This window comes from Neobittarella massiliensis (ex Bilen et al. 2018) (assembly GCF_014269355.1).
Taxonomy (GTDB): Bacteria; Bacillota; Clostridia; order Oscillospirales; family Ruminococcaceae; genus Neobittarella; species Neobittarella massiliensis.
Window position 1 is genome coordinate 1888189 of sequence record NZ_JACOGI010000001.1, and the last position, 19094, is coordinate 1907282.

Sequence of the window (19094 nt, forward strand, 5' to 3'; positions counted from 1 at the left end):
GCGGCCGCTTTTGCCGGTCGACCGATCCGGCCCCGGTGAGCAGATGAAGGCAAAACGACTTATTTGGCGATAGCAGGAGCGCGCCCCGGCAGAGCTGGGGTGCGCTCTTTTATATTGGCGCGCTCACTGGGCCAACCGCTCGCGCAGCAGCGCGGCGATGACGGCGGGGTCGCCGCGGCCGCCGGTCGCTTTCATCGTGCGGCCCACCAGCGCCTGCAACGCGCTGCTCTTTCCCCTTTTATAGTCGCCCACCGAACGGACGTCAGCGGAAAGCACCTGCTCGACATAGGGGGCCAGCTGGGCCGGGTCGGCCAGCTGCCAGAGGTCTTCACCGGCGATGATCGCTACCGGGTCGCCGTCTTTTTTCCACAGCCGCGGCAGCAGTTGGCGGGCAGTGCTGCTACCGATCTTTTTTTTGCCCAGCAGGTCGCACAGAGTGGCCAGGTGGGCCGGGGCGATGGGGATGGTGCTATCTTCCCCATCACCCAGCAGGCGCAATATCTGGCTCAGTACCAGATTACACAGCAGCTTGGGGTAGGCGGTGAGCTGGGCGGCCTGCTCGAAGTAGTCGGCAACCTGGCGGTCGGCGGTGAGCTGCTCGGCGTCGTAGGGGGTGAGGCCAAAGTCGCGCTGGTAGCGGGCGCGGCGCGCATCGGGCAGAGTGGGTATCTCGGCGGCCAGCTGCCGCAGCCAGGTCTCGTCCACCCGGATGGGCACCAGGTCGGGGTCGGGAAAATAGCGGTAGTCGTTGGCATTTTCTTTGCGGCGCATAGAGTGGGTCTTGCCGTCTTTTTCGTCGAAGCGGCGGGTCTCTTGCACCACCGGCTCGCCTGCCTGCAGCAGAGATACCTGGCGGCAGAACTCGTAGTTGATGGCTTTTTGGATAAAGGAGAAGGAGTTTAGGTTTTTGAGCTCGGCGCGCTTACCCAGTGCGCTCTGCCCCTGGGGGCGCACCGACAGGTTGACGTCGCAGCGCAGCGATCCCTCCTGCATTTTGCAGTCGGACACACCGGTGTAGAGCAGCACCGAGCGCAGCTTTTGCAGATAGGCCACCGCCTCCGCAGCCGAGCGGATATCCGGCTCGGAGACGATCTCGATGAGCGGGACACCACAGCGGTTGCAGTCGAGCAGCGTGCCCTGGACCGGGTCGTGGATGAGTTTGCCGGCATCTTCTTCGATATGGATACGGGTGATGCCGATGCGTTTGGCACCGGACTTGGTCTGGATATCCAGATGGCCGCGGCTGCACAGCGGCAGGTCGTACTGGGAGATCTGATAGGCTTTGGGCAGGTCGGGGTAAAAGTAGTTTTTGCGATCCTGTTTAGAAAAGCCGGCGATCTCGCAATTCAGGGCCAGACCAGCTTTGACGGCGTAGGCCACCACCTGCTGATTGAGCACCGGCAGACTGCCGGGCAGACCGGTGCAGACCGGGCAGCACTGGGTGTTGGGGGCGGCGCCAAAGGTGGTGGGACAGTCGCAGAATATCTTGGTCTCTGTTTTGAGCTCGGCGTGGACCTCCAGCCCGATGACCATCTCGTAGCTCGTATCCATCATGCTCTCTCCTCTCTATAGCTCTGGGCGAAGTGGTGGGCGGCCCGCAGGATCTGCGCCTCGCCGAAGTGGCGGCCGATGAGCTGCATGCCTACCGGCAGGCCCTGTTCGTCGCGGCCGCAGGGCAGGCTGACGGCGGGCAGGCCGGCGATATTTACCGGTACGGTATACACGTCGCCCAGGTACATCTGCATGGGGTCGCCCTGCTTTTCACCCAGCTTGTAGGCGGTGGTGGGGGCCACCGGCGAGAGTACCATATCACAGGTATCTAAGATGCGGGCAAAGTCTTGCACCACCAAGGTGCGCACCTGTTGGGCTTTTTTGTAGTAGGCGTCGAAGTAGCCGGCAGAGAGCACGAAGGAACCCAGCAGGATGCGGCGCTTGACCTCGGCCCCAAAGCCCTGACTGCGGCTTTTTAGATAGATCTCGTCGCGGGAGGTAAAGCCGGCGGCGCGAAAGCCGTATTTGACCCCGTCGAACCGGGCCAGGTTGGAGGATGCCTCGGCCGAGGAGATGACGTAGTAGGCCGGCAGCGCGCTGTCGAGACTGGGCAGTGTGGTCTCTACGATCTCGGCGCCCAGCTGCTCAAAGCGGTGAGCGGCGGCCAGGATGCCCTGCTTGACCGGCGCGCTGAGGCCGGGGCCGAAATACTCCCGCGGGAGAGCGATCTTGAGCCCGCTTATATCTTGCCACAGGGCGGTGCGGGTGGGCGTGTAGTCGCGGGGGGCGGAAGTGGCATCGCGGGGGTCGTGCCCGCAGATGGCGTCGTAGAGCAGGGCGACATCTTCTACCGTATTAGCCAGCGGGCCGATCTGGTCGAGCGAGGAAGCGAACGCCACCAGCCCGTAGCGGGAGACGGCGCCGTAAGTGGGCTTGAGCCCCACCACCCCGCAGTAGGCGGCCGGCTGGCGGATGGAGCCGCCGGTATCGGACCCCAGGGCCAGCGGCGCCTGCCGGGAAGCCACCGCCGCAGCGCTGCCACCGGAGGAGCCGCCGGGCACACGGGTGGGATCGACCGGGTTTTTGGTGGGGTGAAAGTGGGAGTTCTCGGTGGTGGAGCCCATGGCGAACTCGTCCATGTTGGTTTTGCCCAGCAGCACCGCCCCGGCGGCCTGCAGTTTTTTAAAGGCGGTGGCGCTGTAGGGGGGCGTAAAATCGGCGAGCATTTTGGAGGCGCAGGTGGTGCGCACCCCGGCGGTGCAGATGTTGTCTTTTACCGCTACCGGCAGCCCGCACAGCGACCCGGCACGGCCCTGGCGGCGGGCGGTATCGGCGGCATCGGCAGCCGCCAGGGCCTCTTTGGCGGTGACGGTGAGGTAGGCGCCGATATGGCGATCCGTCTTTTCTATCTGCTCGAGATAGGCGGCGGTGATCTGGCGGGCGCTCAGCTCGCGTTTCTCCATGGCTGCCAGCAGCTCGGCAGCGGTGTGCGCGGTGATCTGTTTCATGCTTTTGCCCCTCCTTTTTCGTCGCGGTCGGGCAGGCGAATATAGTTTTTATAGGTGGTGGGGGCCATCGCCAGCAGCTGGTCGTGAAAATCGCCGGGGGATGGGACGTCGGGGCGAAACACGTTCTGCAGCGGCAACACGTGGGCGGTGGGCTCGACCCCGGCGGTGTCGATGGCGGCCAGCTGGCCGGTAAAATCGAGCATCGCGTGCAGGTCGGCGGCTGCCTTCTCCCGCTCGGCGGGCGTCAGCTCCAGCATGGCCAGAGCAGCGACGGCGTCTACGTCTACCGCCGGGGCTGCCGGCGGCTGAGCGCCGCCGGCAGTGGGGCGGCCACCTTCCAGGTGCAGGGCGGCGAGCTGGGCGGCATCGACCCGGCCCGGCGCGCCGGTGAGCGGACAGGCGGCGTCTTTGGATTTGGGGAAGGCGATGACATCGCGCAGTGAGCCGGCCCCCAGCAGCAGCATGGCCAGCCGGTCGAGGCCAAAGGCAAAACCGCCGTGGGGCGGGGCACCGTAGTGGAAGGCCTCGACGAAAAAGCCGAAGCGCTGCTCGATCTGCTGCTGGGTGAAACCCAGCGCGGTGAACATCTGCCGCTGGATGTCGGGGCGGTGGATGCGCATGGAGCCGCTGCCCAGCTCGACGCCGTTGAGCACCACGTCGTAGGCCTGGGCCCGTACCCTGCCGGGATCGCTTTGCAGATAGGGCAGATCTTGCTCGCAGGGCATCGTAAACGGGTGGTGGGTAGAGACCCAGCGCTTTTCCTCGGCGGAGTACTCGAACTGGGGAAAGTCGGTGACCAGCAAAAAGCGGTATTCGCCGGGGCGGCGCAGACCGAGCATATCGGCGACAGCCAGGCGCAGTGTGCCCAGTGTGCGGCGGACGGTGGCCAGATCGTCGGCACAAAAGAGGATGAAATCGCCGTTTTGGGCACCGGTAGCGGCGGTGATCGCGGCGATCTCCTCTGCAGTGAGGTACTTGGTGAGGATGGAGTAGACCTGGCCATCGGGGCGCAGGGAGATCCAGGCCATACCGCCGGCGCCACAGCGGCGGGCGGTGGTGGTGAGGCGGTCGATCTGAGTGCGGGTAAAGGCGTCGCCGCCGGGGACACAGATGGCCCGCACCACCCCGCCGCCGTCGCACACCCGGCGAAAGACCGAGAAGTGGCATTGGGCGGCGATGGCGGTGATATCGGTGATGGGCAGGCCAAAGCGGAGATCGGGTTTATCGCTGCCGTAGAGGTCCATCGCCTGCTGCCAGGTGAGACGGGGAAAAGGACTTTCGACCCGGATGCCGGTCACCTCTTGCACCACAGTTTTAAACAGGTCTTCGAGATGGGCGAGGATATCTTCCTGATCGACGAAGGAGAGCTCCATATCTACCTGGGTGAATTCGGGCTGACGGTCGGCCCGCAGGTCCTCATCGCGAAAACAGCGGGCTACCTGGTAGTAGCGGTCGAGGCCCCCCACCATGAGCAGCTGTTTAAACAGTTGCGGCGATTGGGGCAGCGCATAGAAATCGCCGGGGTGAACCCGGCTGGGGACCAGGTAGTCGCGTGCGCCTTCGGGGGTGCTTTTGGTGAGGATGGGCGTCTCGACCTGCCAAAAGCCGTGGGCGTCGAGGTAGTTCTCGGTGGCGCGCTGCAGCTGGTGGCGAAAGCGCAGGTTGTGCTGCAGCTGCGGCCGCCGCAGATCGAGGTAGCGATAGCGCAGCCGCAGATCCTCCCGCACCGAGCCGGCCTGTTCAATAAAAAAGGGCGGCGTGGCGGCGGTGGAGAGCAGCTCCAACCGGGTGGCGCGCAACTCGATGGTACCGGTGGGCAGCTTGGGGTTGTAGGTCTCGGGGTCGCGGATACAGATGGGGCCCTGTACGGCGAGTACCGACTCGTTTTTCAGGTGCTCGGCCACGGCGAACTCGGCGGCCGAGAGATCGCGGCGGTCAAACACCACCTGTAGCAGGCCGGTGCGGTCGCGCAGGTCGATAAAGATGACGCCGCCCATGTCGCGGCGCGTTTGGACCCAGCCGCAGGCGGTGACTGTTTGGCCCACCAGGTCCTCGGTAAGGGAGCCACCGTAGTGGCTGCGTTTTAGTTTCACTGTCTCTTCACGCCTTTCTCTTTGGTGCTTGCCATACAAAGCGCCGGGGCGGCGGGAGATGATGGGCGGTGACGGGGCTGCCGCGCCGGGCGCCGCGCCCGTAACAGACTGCTGGGGGCCGGAGATCGCGGGGCGAACAAAAAAAGCCCGCCGACCCAAACAGATCTGTTTGGGACGACGAGCCCGTGTGCTCACCGCGGTACCACCCAATGTGGCAGCCCCATGAGAAGCTGCCCCCTTATCCGGCACGGGCGCCATTTTTGAGGGCCGATGCCTGTTGGCTGTAACGCGCCAAACGCGGTCAAGTCTACTCGCTCTCGCTTTCGGTTGACAGCTCCGGGATGTTCTTCGGCCAGAAATCCGCGCTGCGATCGCACCCCCCGCAGCTCTCTGTGGCTACCATTCTGGCTTACTCTTCCCATCGTTACTTTTGTATGGTAAAGATATTTATTTGGCGCCGGAGGTATGCTCCGGCTATGGGTCATATGATAAGCTTACGCGGGACATTTGTCAATATACAGAGAAAAGTTTGGCAAAAATAGACGGCGGCGCGCCCGGCGGTAGGGAGGTGTGTCGTGAAGAAAGCACAGATTATGCAGGGCGAGCGGCGCGAAAACGGCGGAGCAGATAGTTTTCTGCCCTGAACCACAGATACCCCACCAGACAGTTTAGGAGCAGCGCCGCGGGGAGGACACGGTAGTTGCCCACCCGGTTGCACAGCCAGATCTGCTTTTGGACCAGCGCCTGCAGCGGGCCGTAAAAGAGCATTTGGGATAAAAATATGTGGTACGACGCCTGACCGATTTCGCACAGGGGCCTAAAAACACGGTGGTGGCGCGCCAGGAACGACTCGTGCTGCAGTGCCCACCACACCACGGCAAACGCCAGCAAAGCGACCGGCAGCGACCTGGAGGTCCAGCGGTAAAAGAGCCTGGGGCTGTAGCCGAGATACCCAGTGGCCCCCAGAAAGAGCAGCCCGACAGCGGCGGCGAGATGCGGGAGATAGCTGGCGCGCAGCCGCTTCTCATACATGTATAGAGCCATGCCCAGCAGCACGAACGGCAGGTGGCGAAAGCCCAGGATGCGGTAGAGGGCATCGTCGATATAGGTGCGGGCAAACACCTCGTAGAGCACTGCCAGCCCCAGCCCCGAAACGGTGGCGACCAGCGGCATCTTTTTTATAGAGACATAGAGCAGCGGCGCACACAACAGCACCTGCAAAAAGGCCAATGGGTAATAGCTGCCGGGACCCCATCCGCCGTAAAAGACTGTGCTGTATAAAACGCTGCGGGCAGAGACTTTTAGGGCGTGTACATCGAGCCCACCCGTTAAAAAGAGGAGCAGCACCTCGGCCGCCAGGCAGATACAGTAGGGCAGCAGTACACGGGTCAGTTTTTTACCCAGAACGGATCTGTCAAAGTGTTTTAAAAAGCCGCTGATCTGTGCTCTTTCTGCCGAGAGGAAAAAGGTATACCCGGTCATGACCATAAACACAGGCACTGCCAGGTCGAGCCAAAAAGGGGCCAGCAGGCGGTGGCGCTGTTCATCGGTAAAGGAAAAGTGGGTGATCACCACCATGAGTATAAAGATGGCCTTTAAGCAGTCGAGACTGTAGACCCGCTTTGAACGCATTGTCGACTGATTTTGCACAGATTTTCATTCTTGTTAAAAGTGACCGCAAATCAATAAAAAAGAGCCCTATTTCTAGGGCTCGATACGCTTTGTAAAGGAGAACGAAAATCTGTACTTTAATAGTCGCTGCTGTAGGAGAGCGAGTAGCCGTCGGCAATGAGGTCGAGAGCCATACCGGTGCCGATAGCCACGCAGTCGATGGGGTTCTCGGACACCCGGCACTGCACGCCGGTCTCGCCGGAGATGAGCTCGGGCAGGCCCTTGATAAGGCTGCCGCCGCCGGTGAGCAGGATACCGTCTTCCAGAATATCGCCCACCAGCTCGGGCGGGGTCTTTTCCAGCACGCCTTTGACAGCCACCACCAGCGTCATGGCGAACTCGTTTAAGGTGGGGATGAACTCGTCGGAGGTGACGGTGATCTTGACCGGCAGGCCGGTCTCGAGGCTGCGGCCCTTGATCTCCATCTCGGTATCTTCCATCACCTTTTTGACCGAGCCGATCTCTTTTTTGAGGCGCTCAGCGGTCTTTTCGCCGATGAGCACCTTGTGGTTGAGACGCACATACTGGATGATGCGGTCATCGAACTGGGTGCCGGCACATTTGACCGAGGTGGAATCGACCACGTCGTTTAAAGAGATGACGGCGATGTCGGCGGTGCCGCCGCCGATATCCACCACCATGCGGCCGCGCGGCAGCGAGATATCTACACCACTGCCCAGGGCGGCGGCGATGGGCTCCTCGACCAAAAAGGTTTTGCGGGCACCGGCGGAGAGCGCGGCATTGACCGCGGCCCGGGCCTCGACATTGGTGACTGCCGAGGGGACACAGATGGCCACCTTGGGCTTGACCACATAGGAGGAGGACACCTTTTTGATAAAGTATTTGACGATCTCCTCGGTCATGTCGATATCGGAGATGACACCGTTTTGCAGCGGGCGCTCCACCACGATGTGGGCTGGGGTCTTGCCGGCCATCTCGTACGCCTTTTGGCCGATGGCCAGCACGCTGTCTGTTTTTTTGTTGACGGCCACTACCGAGGGCTCTTTGCTGACGATGCCTTTGCCCACTACGTAGATGATGATGGAGGTGGTACCCAGATCGATACCGATGTCGTAATTTGCCATGTGCTTAAACTCCTCTATAGACTGGGGGGCGGTGGGACCGCCCCGCGCTTATTGTGCGGTGTGAACAGCCCGCGGGAAAGCGGGCCGTGTGGGTACTATGCGCCATCGGGGAGCTTGTCCCCTTTTTGCAGCGCGGCAGCGGCACAGCACAGGTAGACCTGTCTGCAGCCCCGCACCCGCAGCATTTTGGCGCATTCACCGGCAGTGGCGCCGGTGGTGAGGATATCGTCGACCAGCAGTACCGCCCGGCCCCGCACCCGCTGCGGGTCTTTTACCTCGAACGCGCCCAACAGATTGGCGCTGCGCGCCAGCTTGGGCAGAGTATGCTGGGCCGCCGTGGGGTAGATCTTTTTGAGCAGATCGCCCCAAAAGGGCAGCCCCAGCTGAGAGGCCAACTGCCGGGCCAGCACCACCGCGTGGTCGTACCCCTTTTGGCGGCGCTTTTGGGGCGACATGGGCACCGCCGTTACCGCGGCGATATCGCCCAGGGGCAGGTGCGCCCGCGCGCAGGCGGCCATATAGCCGGCAAACGCACGACTGCTGCCGGCGCGGCCGGAGAATTTGTACCGCCCCAGCGCCCGCTGCACCTCTCCCCGGTAGATAAACGGGGCCACGTCTTTTTCGACATAGGGCAGTGTGCGGCCAAAATAGGCGAAAATACCCCTTTGATTTATTGTATCGGAAAGCCGCGATTTTTGCAAATCGCAGTCGGGGCAGATCACCTGCCCGCCGGGGATTGGTCGGTCGCAAAAGGGGCACAGATCGGGGTAGAAAAAACGCAGCAGCGCCGCGGCGACACTTTTGACGTGCGAGATCGCGAGCCCCTCCCCTCTTTTATGTAGGCTGCCCCAAAAATATAGGCGGCAGGCCGGGCGGTGAAAATGTGGCCGGCACGGACTTCACTTGCTAATCCATAATATCGTGGATAAAGGCGCCCAGGCCGCTGTAGCGCAGCGTTTTGCGGTTATTTTCGACCATCATGGACACCGCCTGCGGACTTCCCACCATCACCAGCAGCTTTTTGGCGCGGGTGACGGCAGTATACAGCAGGTTGCGGTAGTAGAGCTTGGGATTGGGCTCGAGCAGCGAGAGAATGACCACATCGAACTCGCTACCTTGGCTCTTGTGCACGGTGACGGCGTAAGCTAGCTCGATCTCGCGCAACATGTCGGCGGTGTAGGTGGCGGTCTTTTCCTCGTCGAAGAGGATCTGCACCAGACCGTCGCGGCGGTCGATGTGGGTGATGAGGCCCATATCGCCGTTGAAGATACCGGTCCCTTTTTCGCCGTCGGACTTTTTGTAGAGGATATCGTAGTTGTTTTTGGTCTGCATGACCTTATCGCCCACCCGAAAGGAAAAGCCCATACTCTTGATCTCGGGCTTGTCCGGCGCGGGGGGGTTTAGCCGCTCGCGCAGCTGCAGATTGAGGTTTTCACAGCCGCAGAGGCCCCGCCGCCCGGGGGACAGGATCTGGATGTCGCCGGCAGAGACCCCGTAGGCTGCCGGCAGGCGGCGGGCGATGAGGTCCTCGATGAGCTGCAGGCCGCCGGCTTTGCCGGGGGCGCGGAGAAAGAAAAAGTCGCTGTCGCGGCGGGAGAGATCGGGCAGTTGGCCGGTGAGGATCTGGTGGGCGCTGGTGACGATGGCGCTCTGGGCCGCCTGGCGAAAGATGTGAGACAGACGGATGGTGGCAAAGCAGCCGCTGTCGATGATGTCTTTGAGCAGGTTGCCCGGCCCCACCGAGGGCAGCTGGTCGTAGTCACCCACGAGCACCAGTTTGCAGGTGAGTTTCATGGCTCGCAGCAGCGCCTCCAGCAGCAGCACGTCGACCATGGAGGCCTCGTCTAAAATGAGCACGTCGCAGTCGAGCAGGTCGTCTTCCCCTTTGGAGAAAGAGAGCGTGCCGTCTTTTTGATAGCCGGCCTCCAGCAGGCGGTGGATGGTCTTGGCCTCGGATCCGCACAGGTCGGTCATGCGCTTGGCGGCGCGGCCGGTGGGGGCGCACAGCGCCACCTTTTTGCCGTCTTCCTCGAACAGCGAGATCATGGCGGCCATGGTGGTGGTCTTGCCGGTACCGGGACCGCCGGTAAGCACCACAAAGCCCTGACGCATGGCGCTGGAGATGGCCTGCCGCTGGCTGTCGGCGTAGGTGATATCCAGCTTTTTTTCCTGGGCGGCGATGGCCTTATCCCACTTGGTGCCGCTATCGGGCATGACCGCGGTCATCATCTGCAGACGGGTGGCGATATACCCCTCGGCCCGGTAGAGATCGGGCAAAAAGACCATGCTCTTACCGCGGACCATGTACTCGACCAGATCGTTTTCCTCCAGCATGGCCGCCAGCACCTGGGCCACCGGCTCCTCCTCGAGGGCGATATAGTCTGTGGCCACCTGCAGCAGGCGGCTCTTGGGCAGGCAGGTGTGGCCGTTTTGCAGGTTGTGGCGCAGCACGAACTCCAGAGCGGCGCGGATGCGCTCGGGCGCCGAGAGCGGCATTTGCAGCTGGCGGGCGATATCGTCGGCGCGGTCGAAGGAGATGCCGATAAAGTCGCAGCAGAGGCGGTAGGGGTTTTGGGTGACGATCTCCTGGGCCATAGCGCCCCACATCTTCCAGACGCGGATGCTCTCGGCCGGGGTGAGACCGTACTGGGTGAGGAAGGCCATGACCGTGCGGATACCGAAGATGCGCTTGTACTCCTCGCCGATCTGCTCGGCTTTTTTGGGGGTGATGCCCCGCACGGCGCACAGCCGCTGCGGCTCGCGCTCGATGACCTCCAGCGTGTTCGCGCCAAATTCGTCGACGATACGGCGGGCCATGACCGGGCCAATGCCTTTGATGGCGCCGGAGGCCAGATACTTGAGCAGCGCGCCGGTGGTGGCCGGCAGCCGGGTGGTGCAGAGACTGGCCTTGAACTGGCGGCCAAAAGTGGGGTGATTGACAAAGCAGCCGGTGAGCTCTACCTCTTCGCCCTGATGGACGTCGGGGAACTCTCCTACGGCGGTGAGCAGTTCGTCTTGATACTCGATATCGATGACGGCAAAGCCGTTTTCTTCGTTTTTATAGATGACACCTTCGACGGTGCCGGAGATCTGGATCAGCGGTTGTTCCATGGCGCCCCCTGTGACTGCGCTGTAGGTGAGATTTTGGCCGCCCGCACCGGCGGCCGCACAGCATCGCATACAGGTACAGTATACCCATTTCGCCGTCGCTTTGCAAACGTTCGTTTTGCCCCCCGCCGGCTGGGGCGGAACACAGCCGGGCCCTCACGGCCGCACCACCCGCCCGGAGGCGAGATCGGGCAGCTGGGTGGCGGAGAGCACCTGCAGCTGCATGGGGCAATCGGCCAGAAAGCGGCGCAGCACCTGGTCGCATTCACCGGTGAGCGGCTTTTCGGCCAGCAGGTAGACCTGGCAGCGAAAGCAGCTGTACTCCTGTGTGTTTTTTAAATTGTGGAGGATGTTCTCGAGGTCGCGCTCATCCCCCTGCAGCGGCAGCATCAGCGTGAGCTGCCGGCGGCGGCAACTGTCGAGCCGGTCGCCCAACATGCGCACCACCTCCCACAAGCCCAGCGCCGCCAGCACCACCAAAAACAGCATCGTGATCAGTTTCATGACAAGAGCCCCCTATCTTAAAAATTCTACCCATTCTATGAAAACAGAAGAAAAAGGGTCACTCCCAGACTGATTTGTGGCTTTTCTTTTATGGGCCGCCGCGCTACAATGGGGGAAAGCGGATACCGTATGTATCGTGTACACCGGTAACGCGCCGGGGACTGTTCGGGCGGTGGCGGGGCCGGGACCGGCCGACGGCAGGCAGAACCGGGGGAGGACAAATATGGACCGAGAGATCGCGCTGCGGCCGGTGGATGAACACAACCGGGCGCAGGTGCTGGCGCTGCGGGTAGAAAAGAGCCAGCAGAACTTTATCGAGACCACTGCCCGCTGCCTGCAGGAGGCGGCAGAGCTGGCGCTGTGGAGACCGCTGGCGGTATGCGCCGGCGAGACGGTGGTGGGCTTTTGCATGTATGGGCTGTGGGAAAAAGAGGGGCCTGGCGGCCGCCTGTGGATGGACCGGCTGCTCATCGACCAGCGGTATCAGGGCCGGGGCTACGGGCGGGCGGCGCTGAGAGCGGTGCTGCGGCGCATGGCCGACGAGTACCCCCGGCACCGGCACATCTACCTGAGCCTGTACCAGGACAACACTGCTGCCACTGCGCTGTACCAGTCGCTGGGCTTTGTGTTTACCGGCGAGCGGGATCACAAAGGCGAATTTCTGATGCGCATCGACCGGGCAAAAGTGCTGGCCCTGTAGCGTGCGCAGTGTGTGCCGCATGCGCCCGGTCCCACAGATACGGCCACAAAAAAGAGAGCACCTGGGGCGGACAGACAGTTTCTGCGCCGCGACTGGGTGCTCTCTTTTTGATCTCTTATATTTTTGTTTCGGGGACTGCGGTATATTTTTGGGGAGATGCAAGTTGGGAGAAGCGCAGTGCCACCTCTACTGCACAATGTGCAGTAGAGGTGGCACCGACATCGAGGAAAGCAGTGGGCGTACGGGCCCGCGAGCGGCACTTTTCGCCTGGGATGCGGAGCCTTTACGCACACCCGGCTTTTCCCCCGTCTTACCCCTTTTTCATCTCGTTAGGCCGAGGTTTTACCGTATACGGCGGCTTTGAGGGCATCGACCCGGTCGGTGTCCTCCCAGCGGACGCCCAGGTCCTCGCGGCCCATATGGCCGTAGGCGGCCAGCTGGCGGTAGATGGGGCGGCGCAGGTCGAGATCTTTGATGATGCGGGCGGGGCGCAGGTCAAATACCTGGCCCACTGCCTCGGCCAGCTTTTCGTCGCTGACGGCACCGGTGCCAAAGGTATCGACGAACACCGAGACCGGGTGGGCCACGCCGATGGCATAGGCCAGCTGGATCTCACACTTTTTGGCCAGGCCGGCGGCGACGATATTTTTGGCCACGTAGCGGGCGGCGTAAGCGGCGGAGCGGTCGACCTTGGTGGGGTCTTTGCCGGAGAAGGCGCCGCCGCCGTGGCGGCCGGTGCCGCCGTAGCTGTCGACGATGATCTTGCGGCCGGTGACGCCGCTGTCACCCTGCGGGCCGCCGATGACGAAACGGCCGGTGGGGTTGACCAGAATGCGGGTGCTCTCGTCCAGCAGGTCGCGGGGCACGATGGGGTCGATGACCAGCTTTACCAGATCGCGGCGGATCTGGTCCAGAGAGACTTCGGGGCCGTGCTGAGTAGAGATGACGATGGTGTCGATGCGCACCGGGCGGTCGTCTTCGTACTCGACGGTGACCTGGGTCTTGCCGTCGGGGCGCAGGTAATCGACCAGCTCCTGTTTGCGCACCTCGGTGAGGCGTTTGGCCAGCTTATGCGCCAGGCTGATGGGCAGCGGCATGAGCTCGGGCGTCTCGTCGCAGGCGTAGCCGAACATCATGCCCTGATCGCCGGCGCCGGTCTCGTCGGCGTCGGCATCCTGCTGGCCGACCTTGGACTCGAGCGCCTTGTCGACGCCCATGGCGATGTCGGGCGACTGCTCGTCGATGGAGGTGAGCACGCTGCAGGTCTCGCCGTCAAAGCCGTATTTGGCGCGGGTGTAACCGATGTCGGCGATGACCTGACGGGCCAATTTGGGGATATCGACATAGCAGCTGGTGGAGATCTCGCCCATGACCATGACCATACCGGTGGTGACGGCGGTCTCGCAGGCCACACGGCCGCTGGGGTCTTTTTCTAAGATCGCATCGAGCACCGCATCGGAGATCTGGTCGCAGATCTTGTCGGGATGGCCCTCGGTGACCGATTCGGATGTAAACAGATGTCTTGCCATACTATGCACTCCTTTTGTAATGCCGGGCCGCCCTTGACCGGCGGCTATGAAAAAATGGATGTGACTTTTAAATCCCTGCGTTTTGGGCCTTGTTCTGCCGTTTTTGTACAGGCAGTAAAAAAGAGCGCCCATACCGAGCGCTCTATACTTTTTTAAGCGGCCTTATCTCTCGGTAGTACCGTAGGATTTAGCACCTTGCAAACTTGCAGGTTGCCGGGTTTCACAGGGCCTAGTCCCTCCACCACTCGCAATAAGGTATTTAATTGTCGAGAGCTATTATACTAGACCTGTCTGGATTTGTCAATGCGTGTCGGGGCGGCTTTGGGCTGCCGGTGTACCAGGCCGGAGAGACGCTTGTAGAGCAGGAAGGTGAGCAGCGAGATGACCACCCCTTTGATGAGGTTAAAGGGTACTACCCCCACCCAGATATAGGCGGCGATGCTGTTTATATTTTTGTTGATAGCCTGACAGGCACCGACGATGGCCTCGATGGGCATGATCTTGGAGTAGAAAGGGATGAGCAAAAACCAGTTGCTCAGCGCCCCCACTGCGACGAGGATGACCGTGCCCACCGACAGCGAGATGAGCGCGCCTTTGCGGTTGTGTACATAGCGGTAAAGATAGCCGCACAGCAGGGCAAAGCTGGCCAGCATGAGGAAATCGGCCAGCTCGCCCACGCCGCCGGTCTGGGTGGAGAGCAGGTGCACCAGGTCTTTGACCAGGGTGATGCCCACCGCCTGCCAGGGGCCAAACAGAAAAGCGGCCAGCAGGATAGGCGCACCGCTGATATCGAGTTTTAAAAACGGGGGCAGGAACGGGAGCGGCATCTCGATATACATGAGCAGGGTGGATATGGCGGCAAACAGCGCCATATAGGTGAGTGTGCGGACACGGTCGTTGCGTTGCATAGGGGTACCTCCAGCGATAATAAATGTGCGCGGGTGTACTCTTTACGGATACTGGTACTGACACCTGCGCCGGGAGGTCTGCTCTGGGAGGCTCACCGCGCTGGAATACTGTGTATATACCCCACCAGCTACGGAGGCTGCGGGACAAAAAGAGCCCACAGCTGTAGCTGTGGGCGAAAAAACACGATATACCGACAGAGATGCTGCCGCGGTGTGTCGTTTCTTCTATCCGGACTATACCGTCGGCTCTGGAATCACACCAGATCAGCGCACAGCAGAGACTGTGCGGTCGCGGGCTCGGGGCAACGCCCCTTACCGCCGGTGAGGAATCGCACCTCGCCCTGAAACAGACTGCACCTATATTATAGCGCACTGATGGGGTTTGTCAACACTGATCTGCCGGCACAAAACGACATATTTTATGCGTATTATACGTTTTGTATATATTTTGTGGCGATCTATGGCCTTTGCAGGGGCGGTGTGTCGTTTGTGGGGGACTCTGCCGGTGACGGCGAGTCATCCATTTTGAGGTACTGCTCTTCTGCCTCTATCTGAGCCTGTTTGAGCAGCTCGATACAGTCGGTAACCTGGTTAAAAAGATAGGTATATAGTCTTTGATAATCTGTCAAAAGTATCACCTCTTCTAACTTACTATAGATATTATTTATCTAAATGTCAATAGATAGATTTTATCTATCGTATGCTTTACTCGGGTGATAAAGATGAAAAACAGGATGCGCGATCTGCGGGAGGATCACGATCTATCACAGCGGCAGGTGGCGGCGGCGCTGGGCATTACGCAGCGCAAATACAGCTACATAGAGACCGGTACTCAGCCGTTGACCGAGGATATTCTGGTAGGGTTAGCCCACTTTTATGGGGTGAGTACCGATTATATTCTGCGATTGACGGATGATGCGCAGTCCGGCAGAAAATAGCATATACAGGACCACTGGGGAAAAGGCCGGGCTGCGAACTGGATTTTGGTAGGACCGGCCTTTTTATGTGGAGATATTCTGTGTGGGAAATGTAGAGATCATGCAAAAAGAGAGCTGTACGAAACGTACAGCTCTCTTTTATAGCAGCTCAAAAAGCTAAATTAGCCGTTGATAGCGGTAACAACGCCCGAACCAACAGTGCGGCCACCCTCGCGGATAGCGAAACGCAGGCCTTCCTCGATAGCGATCGGGGTGATCAGCTCAACGTCCATAGTGACGTTATCGCCAGGCATGCACATCTCGGTGCCCTCGGGCAGGGTGATGACGCCAGTCACGTCGGTAGTTCTGAAGTAGAACTGGGGACGATAGTTGTTGAAGAAAGGAGTATGACGGCCGCCCTCTTCCTTTTTCAGGATGTAGACCTGGCCGGCAAACTTGGTGTGGGGGTTGATGGAGCCGGGTTTGGACAGAACCTGACCGCGCTCGATCTCGTTTCTCTGCACACCGCGCAGCAGGGCGCCGATGTTGTCGCCAGCCTCGGCGTAGTCCAGGATCTTTCTGAACATCTCGATACCGGTAACAACGGTCTTGGCTCTCTCGTCGGTCAGGCCGATGATCTCGACTTCGTCGCCGGTGTTCAGCTGGCCTCTCTCCACACGACCGGTGGCAACGGTGCCGCGGCCGGTAATGGTGAAGATGTCCTCAACAGGCATCAGGAAGGGCAGGTCGGCTTTTCTCTCCGGAGTGGGGATGTAGTCGTCGACAGCGTCCATCAGCTCGAGGATGGGAGCGTACTCGGGGGCGTTGATGTCGGTGCTGGTGGACTCGACAGCGGCCAGAGCGGAACCCTTGATGATGGGGGTGTCGTCGCCCGGGAACTCGTACTCGTCCAGCAGCTCGCGGACTTCCATCTCCACCAGCTCCAGCAGCTCCTCGTCGTCGACCTGATCTGCCTTGTTCATGAACACGACGATGTAGGGAACGCCGACCTGACGGGACAGCAGGATGTGCTCACGGGTCTGGGGCATCGGGCCGTCAGCCGCGGAAACAACCAGGATAGCGCCGTCCATCTGAGCAGCACCGGTGATCATGTTCTTGACGTAGTCAGCATGGCCGGGGCAGTCGACATGGGCGTAGTGGCGCTTGTCGGTCTCGTACTCTACGTGAGAGGTGTTGATGGTGATGCCGCGCTCTCTCTCCTCGGGGGCTTTGTCGATCATGTCATAGGCCTCGTACTGAGCCTGGCCCTTGAAAGACAGCACTTTGGTGATAGCAGCGGTCAGGGTGGTCTTGCCGTGGTCAACGTGGCCGATGGTACCAATGTTCACATGGGGTTTGGTTCTTTCAAAATGAGCTTTTGCCATGGTATTTCCTCCTTTTATGCAAAGAAAATAGTTTTTGGTGGTTTCATTGTATCAAGAGCGATACAAAAAAGCAAGACTACTCGCCCTTTTTGGCTCTGGCGTTCATGATGCCCTCGGCGATCGATTTGGGGACCTCCACATAGTGGCTGGGCTCCATCGAGTACTGGCCACGGCCCTGGGTCTTGGAGCGCAGGTCGGTGGCGTAGCCGAACATCTCGGACAGAGGTACAAAGGCGTTGATCTGCTGGGAACCAGGTCTGGACTCCATGCCCTGGATCTGGCCACGGCGGGAGTTCAGGTCGCCGATAACGTCGCCCATGTACTCCTCGGGGACGATGACGGCAACTTTCATGATGGGCTCGAGCAGGACGGGGTTGGCCTTGGCCATACCCTCTTTGAAAGCCATGGAGCCGGCGATCTTAAAGGCCATCTCGGAGGAGTCGACCTCGTGGTAAGAACCGTCGAACAGCTCAACTTTCACATCCACCACCGGGTAGCCGGCCAGTACACCGGTCTGCATGGCGCCCTGGATACCGGCGTCGACAGCGGGGATGTACTCTTTGGGGATGGCGCCGCCAACGACTTTGTTGACGAACTCGTAGCCCTTGCCGGTCTCGTTGGGGATCAGGCGGATCTTGACATGGCCGTACTGGCCGCGGCCGCCGGACTGACGGGCGTATTTGTGATCGACCTCTTTTTCGGTGCGGATGGTCTCGCGGTAGGCGACCTGGGGTTTGCCCACGTTGGCCTCGACGCGGAACTCGCGCAGCAGACGGTCGACGATGATCTCGAGGTGCAGCTCGCCCATACCGGCAATGATGGTCTGGCCGGTCTCCTCGTCGGTGTAGGTCCTAAAGGTGGGGTCCTCTTCAGCCAGTTTGGCCAGCGCGATACCCATCTTCTCCTGACCAGCTTTGGTCTTGGGCTCGATGGCGACGCGGATAACGGGCTCGGGGAACTCCATGGACTCGAGGATGATGGGGGCTTTGGGGTCGCACAGGGTGTCGCCGGTGGTGGTGTTCTTTAGGCCCACGGCAGCGGCGATATCGCCGGCGTAAACTTCCTCGATATCTTTTCTGTGGTTGGCGTGCATCTGCAGGATGCGGCCGATACGCTCGTTGTTTCTCTTGACCGAGTTGTACACGGTGCTGCCGGCATGCAGCACACCGGAGTACACGCGGAAGAAGCACAGCTTGCCCACATAGGGGTCGGTGGCGATCTTAAAGGCCAGCGCCGAGAAGGGCTCGTCGTCGGAGGACGGACGGGTCTCCTCTTCCTCGGTGTCGGGGTTCACGCCCTTGATATCGTCGATATCGGTGGGGGCGGGCATGTAGTCGATCACTGCGTCGAGCAGGGGCTGTACGCCCTTATTCTTGTAAGCAGTACCGCACAGCACCGGCACGAAGTCGTTGGCGATGGTGGCCTTACGGATGACTTTCTTCATCTCGGGGATGGAGAGCTCCTCGCCCTCGAGATACTGCATCATCAGGTCTTCATCCTGCTCTGCAACAGCCTCGATAAGCTCGCTGTGATATTTTTCTGCCAGTTCCTTCATATCCTCGGGAATGTCCTCCTCGCGGATATCCTGACCCAGATCGTCGTAATACACCTCGGCCTTCATGGTGAGAAGGTCGATGATGCCGCGGAAGGTCTCCTCGGCGCCGATGGGCAGCTGCAGGGGAACTGCATTACATTTTAAGCGGTCTTTCATCATGGAGACAACGTTGTAGAAGTCGGCGCCCATGATGTCCATCTTGTTGACGAACGCCATGCGGGGGACTCTGTAGTTGTCTGCCTGACGCCAAACAGTCTCTGACTGGGGCTCAACGCCGCCTTTGGCACAGAAAACTGTTACAGAACCATCGAGCACGCGCAGGGAGCGCTCCACCTCAACGGTGAAGTCCACGTGTCCGGGGGTGTCGATGATATTGATGCGATGGCCCTTCCAGTGGGCAGTGGTAGCAGCGGAGGTAATGGTGATACCGCGCTCCTGCTCCTGCGCCATCCAGTCCATTGTTGCTGCACCGTCGTGGGTCTCACCGATCTTGTGGTTAACACCGGTGTAGAACAAGATACGCTCGGTGGTGGTGGTTTTACCAGCATCAATGTGAGCCATTATGCCAATATTCCGGGTGAGTTCGAGAGATACGTCTCTTGGCATAGTGCCCTCCTTAAACTGTGTGTGACCTGTATCG

The 19094-nt window shown here is 60.6% G+C and carries 15 protein-coding genes, 2 riboswitches and 1 other annotated feature; of the genes, 2 read left to right on the forward strand and 13 right to left on the reverse strand.

Translation table 11 applies throughout. From position 1 onward, the window contains the following. Nucleotides 1-123 precede the first annotated feature (123 nt). The 8 genes from gatB to H8K20_RS08625 form a co-directional block, all read right to left on the reverse strand. Nucleotides 124-1554, reverse strand: coding sequence for an Asp-tRNA(Asn)/Glu-tRNA(Gln) amidotransferase subunit GatB (gatB, locus tag H8K20_RS08590; RefSeq protein WP_475600690.1), 1431 nt, complete (start codon nt 1552-1554; stop codon nt 124-126). Next, nucleotides 1551-2999 (reverse strand): Asp-tRNA(Asn)/Glu-tRNA(Gln) amidotransferase subunit GatA, encoded by a 1449-nt coding sequence (gene gatA, locus H8K20_RS08595; protein ID WP_186488106.1) that lies wholly within the window; start codon nt 2997-2999, stop codon nt 1551-1553. The genes gatB and gatA overlap by 4 nt, the downstream gene beginning before the upstream one ends. Further along, the gene (gene aspS / locus H8K20_RS08600) at nt 2996-5092 is read right to left on the reverse strand and encodes an aspartate--tRNA ligase (protein WP_186488107.1); all 2097 of its coding nucleotides are present in this window, start codon (nt 5090-5092) and stop codon (nt 2996-2998) included. Before aspS ends, gatA begins: the two co-directional genes overlap by 4 nt. Nucleotides 5093-5259: 167 nt before the next feature. Continuing rightward, nucleotides 5260-5526 (reverse strand) — a binding site (T-box leader). Nucleotides 5527-5683: 157 nt separating this feature from the next. Further along, nucleotides 5684-6742, reverse strand: a complete 1059-nt coding sequence (locus H8K20_RS08605) for an acyltransferase family protein (RefSeq protein ID WP_207721478.1) — start codon at nt 6740-6742, stop codon at nt 5684-5686. 98 nt (nt 6743-6840) lie between these two features. After that, nucleotides 6841-7848, reverse strand: coding sequence for a rod shape-determining protein (mreB, locus tag H8K20_RS08610; RefSeq protein ID WP_105204887.1), 1008 nt, complete (start codon nt 7846-7848; stop codon nt 6841-6843). Between the two features lie 95 nt (nt 7849-7943). Further along, nucleotides 7944-8570 carry a phosphoribosyltransferase family protein gene (locus tag H8K20_RS14225; protein ID WP_186488109.1) on the reverse strand — a complete coding sequence of 209 codons (627 nt, stop codon included), beginning with the start codon at nt 8568-8570 and terminating at the stop codon, nt 7944-7946. A 184-nt stretch (nt 8571-8754) separates the two neighbouring features. Beyond that, nucleotides 8755-10959, reverse strand: a complete 2205-nt coding sequence (recD2, locus tag H8K20_RS08620; protein ID WP_186488110.1) for an SF1B family DNA helicase RecD2 — start codon at nt 10957-10959, stop codon at nt 8755-8757. Between the two features lie 153 nt (nt 10960-11112). Then, entirely contained in the window at nt 11113-11460 is a 348-nt protein-coding gene (locus H8K20_RS08625) for a hypothetical protein (RefSeq protein ID WP_186488111.1), read from the reverse strand. Nucleotides 11461-11683: 223 nt separating this feature from the next. On the opposite strand from H8K20_RS08625, the gene H8K20_RS08630 reads away from it, so the two are divergent. Next, on the forward strand, nt 11684-12160 hold the full coding sequence (locus H8K20_RS08630) for a GNAT family N-acetyltransferase (protein ID WP_186488112.1): 477 nt from the start codon (nt 11684-11686) through the stop codon (nt 12158-12160). A 329-nt stretch (nt 12161-12489) separates the two neighbouring features. Here the strand turns inward: H8K20_RS08630 and metK are convergent, their stop codons facing one another. The 3 genes from metK to H8K20_RS08645 form a co-directional block, all read right to left on the reverse strand. After that, nucleotides 12490-13689 (reverse strand): methionine adenosyltransferase, encoded by a 1200-nt coding sequence (gene metK, locus H8K20_RS08635; protein ID WP_186488113.1) that lies wholly within the window; start codon nt 13687-13689, stop codon nt 12490-12492. 159 nt (nt 13690-13848) lie between these two features. After that, nucleotides 13849-13946: riboswitch (SAM riboswitch) on the reverse strand. Nucleotides 13947-13970: 24 nt separating this feature from the next. Continuing rightward, nucleotides 13971-14597, reverse strand: coding sequence for an ECF transporter S component (locus tag H8K20_RS08640; protein WP_105204893.1), 627 nt, complete (start codon nt 14595-14597; stop codon nt 13971-13973). A 213-nt stretch (nt 14598-14810) separates the two neighbouring features. Further along, nucleotides 14811-14950: riboswitch (FMN riboswitch) on the reverse strand. A 105-nt stretch (nt 14951-15055) separates the two neighbouring features. Continuing rightward, on the reverse strand, nt 15056-15226 hold the full coding sequence (locus tag H8K20_RS08645; RefSeq protein WP_164998192.1) for a hypothetical protein: 171 nt from the start codon (nt 15224-15226) through the stop codon (nt 15056-15058). 93 nt (nt 15227-15319) lie between these two features. On the opposite strand from H8K20_RS08645, the gene H8K20_RS08650 reads away from it, so the two are divergent. Next, nucleotides 15320-15535, forward strand: a complete 216-nt coding sequence (locus tag H8K20_RS08650; protein ID WP_105204894.1) for a helix-turn-helix domain-containing protein — start codon at nt 15320-15322, stop codon at nt 15533-15535. Nucleotides 15536-15696: 161 nt separating this feature from the next. Here the strand turns inward: H8K20_RS08650 and tuf are convergent, their stop codons facing one another. Further along, a complete protein-coding gene (gene tuf / locus H8K20_RS08655; protein ID WP_105204895.1) occupies nt 15697-16899 on the reverse strand; it encodes an elongation factor Tu in 1203 nt (400 codons plus the stop codon). A gap of 76 nt (nt 16900-16975) precedes the next feature. Beyond that, the gene (fusA, locus tag H8K20_RS08660; protein WP_105204896.1) at nt 16976-19060 is read right to left on the reverse strand and encodes an elongation factor G; all 2085 of its coding nucleotides are present in this window, start codon (nt 19058-19060) and stop codon (nt 16976-16978) included. Nucleotides 19061-19094 lie beyond the last annotated feature (34 nt).

Coding starts and splice junctions, on each gene's coding strand:
- recD2 (WP_186488110.1), bottom strand. CDS start 10,959: ATGGAACAACCGCTGATCCAGATCTCCGGCACCGTCGAAGGTGTCATC.
- mreB (WP_105204887.1), bottom strand. CDS start 7,848: ATGGCAAATTACGACATCGGTATCGATCTGGGTACCACCTCCATCATC.
- H8K20_RS08640 (WP_105204893.1), bottom strand. CDS start 14,597: ATGCAACGCAACGACCGTGTCCGCACACTCACCTATATGGCGCTGTTT.
- gatA (WP_186488106.1), bottom strand. CDS start 2,999: ATGAAACAGATCACCGCGCACACCGCTGCCGAGCTGCTGGCAGCCATG.
- metK (WP_186488113.1), bottom strand. CDS start 13,689: ATGGCAAGACATCTGTTTACATCCGAATCGGTCACCGAGGGCCATCCC.
- H8K20_RS08630 (WP_186488112.1), top strand. CDS start 11,684: ATGGACCGAGAGATCGCGCTGCGGCCGGTGGATGAACACAACCGGGCG.
- H8K20_RS08650 (WP_105204894.1), top strand. CDS start 15,320: ATGAAAAACAGGATGCGCGATCTGCGGGAGGATCACGATCTATCACAG.
- gatB (WP_475600690.1), bottom strand. CDS start 1,554: ATGATGGATACGAGCTACGAGATGGTCATCGGGCTGGAGGTCCACGCC.
- tuf (WP_105204895.1), bottom strand. CDS start 16,899: ATGGCAAAAGCTCATTTTGAAAGAACCAAACCCCATGTGAACATTGGT.
- H8K20_RS08625 (WP_186488111.1), bottom strand. CDS start 11,460: ATGAAACTGATCACGATGCTGTTTTTGGTGGTGCTGGCGGCGCTGGGC.
- fusA (WP_105204896.1), bottom strand. CDS start 19,060: ATGCCAAGAGACGTATCTCTCGAACTCACCCGGAATATTGGCATAATG.